This is a genomic window from uncultured Nitratireductor sp., assembly GCF_913053745.1.
In the GTDB taxonomy this organism is placed as follows: Bacteria; Pseudomonadota; Alphaproteobacteria; order Rhizobiales; family Rhizobiaceae; genus Nitratireductor.
This window is the reverse complement of sequence record NZ_CAJXGF010000254.1, coordinates 1-2,986: the sequence shown is the minus strand read 5'-3', so window position 1 is coordinate 2,986 and position 2,986 is coordinate 1. Positions and strand designations below refer to the sequence as shown.

The window sequence follows — 2,986 nt, the reverse complement described above, 5'->3', positions numbered from 1 at the left end:
GTCGAAATCCATCGAGCCTTCGAAGCGGGGATCGGGCTTATGCCACCATTCATGTTGGGCGCTCGAAACCTGACGGCCGGTGGCATCGAAAATCACCGCGCGGCCGCTGCCAGTGCCGGCGTCGATCGCCAGAAGATAAGGTGTTGCGCTCATCGTCTTTTCCTAAGCCTTGATGTTCATGAGGCCCGCCGCGGTCGTCTCGTCGGTGATGAGTATGCCGGCGAAACGGCCCCGCAGTGCGGCATCGATCGCCTGCACCTTCTGCATGCCGCCGGCGGCCGCGATAACTTTCTCGGCGCGAGAAAGACTGGCGAGCTTGACGCCGATGACGCGATCGTGAAGCGGCAAGTCGAGAACGTTGCCCCGATCGTCGAAGAACTGGCAAAGAATATCGCCGACCGCGCCCTTGCGGCGTAGCGGCTCCACCTCGTCCGGCGAGACATAACCGGAGTGTACGACCGTGGAGGAGGGCGAAATCTCACCGATGCCGACAAGCTGGTAAGACGCGTTCAAAGCCATATCAAGCAGGTTGGCGATCGCCGGCTCATGCGACAGATTGGCCGAGACCGCCGGATCGCGCACCACCAGGGGCGCGGGGACCAGATGCACGCTGCTGCCCCAGCTGGCCGTGCGCATACCGTCAACATAAGTGCCGACGCCGCCGGTCAGGCTGACCAAACCGATGTCGCGTTCATTGGCAATGTGACCGAGCCGCTGGATGGTATTGGAAACGGTTTCGCCCCAGCCGACGGCGAGCAGATCGCCGGGCTCCAGCCGTTGCATGAGAAACTGGGCGGCGGCTTGGCCGAGCCGGTCGCTCGCTGACCGGCCGGGGAGCTGCGGTACGACATAGGCCTCTTTGAGGTCATAGCGATCCTTGACTTCGCGTTCGAGCGCCAGGCAGCCCTGATAGCGGGAATTGATGCGCACTTGGATAATGCCGGATCGGCGTCCGCTTTCGAGGAGCCGCGAGACCTTGATGCGCGACATGTTCAGCTTTTCGCCGATCTCGTTCTGGGTGAGGCCATCATTGTAGTAATACCAGGCAATCCGAGTCAGGATTTCCTCATCCGCATCCGCATAACTCCATTCGCCATTTTCCGAGCGCATTGCCGTTGTTTCCCTTGGTCGCGAACTGATCATTTGGATATCGTAAAAACTTTTGATCCGTCAATAGGGATTTGCGGAAAGTGAGCGTGATCCTTCATTGATCGAATATGGGATCCAACAAACCTTATTTGATAGAGACAGGCGCTTCGGTAAGCAGGTGAAGAACTATTGACGAGGGAGAGTGTGTGTGATCATCTGTAGAGTGTTAAAACATATGAACAGGTGAGGAATGTCCGCGATGCCAGCGGCCGGGAGGGCTGCGCAGCTGACCGATATCTGGAAGTCTTACGGCGCGGTGCCTGTGCTCAAGGGGGTGTCCCTGACACTCCGCGTTGGCGAGGTTCATGCTCTTCTGGGAGGGAATGGTGCCGGAAAGTCGAGCCTGATGAAGGTCATGTCTGGCGTCATTCCCGCCAATTCCGGATCGGTCGAAATCAACGGCCAGGCACTAACCTCCGCTTCGCCCGCAGTCGCGCAGAAGCTCGGTCTGTATTTCGTGCCGCAGGAGGCGCACATTTTTCCAAACCGGACAGTGCTGGAAAACATCTGTCTCGGGTTGGCCGCTTCCGCACGCACTTTGCGGGCCCGGGTGGAGCATTTGATCGATGAGCTTGCGGTTTCGCTCGATCTCGATGCGGAGGCGGCGGGGTTGGAGATTGCCGAGCGGCAGATCGTCGAAATCCTGCGCGGCCTTGTACGCGATGCCCGCGTCCTCATCCTCGATGAACCGACCTCGGCCCTGACGCCGTTCGAGACACGAGCGCTCTTCGAGCGAGTGCGCAGGTTGCAGGCGCAAGGCGTCGGGATATTCTTTATCTCTCACAAACTCAGGGAGATTCGTGAAATCTGCGGCACGATCAGCGTGCTTCGGGACGGTGCGATTGTTCTGTCGGGATCGCTCGAGGACTTTACCGACGCCGAGATCGTCGATGCAATGAGCCGGGTGCAGGTGGTAGAGCAAGGTGCCGCGCTCAATCGTCAGAAGGCAATCTCACATGTCGGCAAAGCCCGGTTGTCGATCCGTGACCTGAGCGGTGAGGGGTTTGCCGGGGTCGATCTCGATGTCCATGCGGGAGAAATCCTCGGACTGGCCGGTGTCGTTGGCGCAGGGCGGACGGAGTTTGCGGAGACGTTGTTCGGCCTGCGTCCGCAATCGAGTGGCCGCGTCGTTCTGGAGGGAGCGGAGTTTTCCAACCGTTCTCCGCGCCGCTCCGTTGATCTTGGGCTGGTTTATCTGCCAGAAGACCGGCAGTTGCACGGGCTCTTTCTGGAAGCGCCGCTTTATTGGAATGCCTCCTCCTATCGAATCCACAGACTGCCCTTCTTTCTGCGTCCCCGTCTGGAGCGCAAGGCGTTTGACGCTTTCCGCTCCAAGATGGGAATCGTTTGCACTGGACCAGGGCAGCAGGCACGCGGGCTTTCTGGAGGCAATCAGCAGAAGTTGCTTCTGGCGAAATGTCTCTCGGTGGCCCCCAAAGTGCTCGTCCTTGACGAACCGACACGTGGCGTGGACGTCGCTGCGCGCAACGATATTTACGCGCTGATCCGCGAGCTTGCCGCCGAAGGCGTCGCCGTCATCCTGATCTCCTCGGACTTCGACGAAATCGAGACCCTTGCGGACCGGGTTCAGGTCATGGCGTTCGGCCGGGTCGCCGGGTCGCTCGACAGAGATATCGCCGTCGACGCCATCGCACGGCTGGCTTTCGGAGCGGGGGAGGCGGCGCATGGTTGACCTTTTCGCACGCAATCGCGTCCTGACACTGTTGATCGTTCTGGCCGCGACCTCGCTTGCGGCAGGGCTGTTGGCGCCTGGGTATCTTTCCGGCGCGACGGCGTCGGTGATCTTGTCCAACAGCCTCGTTCTGATGCTGGTCTC

Annotated in this window: 2 protein-coding genes; one reads left to right on the top strand and one right to left on the bottom strand. The window is 60.1% G+C overall.

What is annotated here, in order from left to right:
* Positions 1 to 162: 162 nt before the first annotated feature.
* Positions 163 to 1,110 carry a sugar-binding transcriptional regulator gene (locus QZ638_RS23070; RefSeq protein ID WP_295815062.1) on the bottom strand — a complete coding sequence of 316 codons (948 nt, stop codon included), beginning with the start codon at positions 1,108 to 1,110 and terminating at the stop codon, positions 163 to 165.
* A 229-nt stretch (positions 1,111 to 1,339) separates the two neighbouring features.
* On the opposite strand from QZ638_RS23070, the gene lsrA reads away from it, so the two are divergent.
* On the top strand, positions 1,340 to 2,842 hold the full coding sequence (gene lsrA, locus QZ638_RS23065; RefSeq protein ID WP_366936277.1) for an autoinducer 2 ABC transporter ATP-binding protein LsrA: 1,503 nt from the start codon (positions 1,340 to 1,342) through the stop codon (positions 2,840 to 2,842).
* Positions 2,843 to 2,986 lie beyond the last annotated feature (144 nt).